Origin of the sequence: Psychrobacillus antarcticus, from assembly GCF_029533155.1 — a bacterium.
GTDB lineage: Bacteria > Bacillota > Bacilli > Bacillales_A > Planococcaceae > Psychrobacillus > Psychrobacillus antarcticus.
Genome location: NZ_JAIZDB010000075.1, coordinates 1 through 428, shown reverse-complemented (window position 1 = coordinate 428; position 428 = coordinate 1). Strand labels below are relative to the sequence as shown.

2 rRNA genes are annotated in these 428 nt (G+C 40.4%); both read left to right on the top strand.

From position 1 onward, the window contains the following. Window positions 1–78: ribosomal RNA gene (locus LDK52_RS19950) — 16S ribosomal RNA — on the top strand; the annotation flags it as partial. 230 nt (window positions 79–308) lie between these two features. Next, window positions 309–428: ribosomal RNA gene (locus LDK52_RS19945) — 23S ribosomal RNA — on the top strand; the annotation flags it as partial.

Genomic DNA, 428 nt, shown 5'->3' with positions numbered 1-428 from the left:
CCGAAGGTGGGACAGATGATTGGGGTGAAGTCGTAACAAGGTAGCCGTATCGGAAGGTGCGGCTGGATCACCTCCTTTCTAAGGATAATATCGGAATACGAATTTTTATTCGTATCTTAACGTTTTGCAGTTCAGTTTTGAATGTTCATTTAACCACGAAAATTCAATTCTTGTTCCTGCAATTTTTGCATTGGAACAAACCACTTGTTCTTTGAAAACTGGATAAAACGACATTGAAACAATAAACAACAAGAAATTCTGTTGTGATTATTTACGTAATCACAACGTGTAAGACTTTTTAACTTTTAGGTTAAGTTAATAAGGGCGCACGGTGAATGCCTTGGCACTAGGAGTCGACGAAGGACGGCACTAACACCGATATGCTTCGGGGAGCTGTAAGTGAGCTTTGATCCGGAGATTTCCGAATG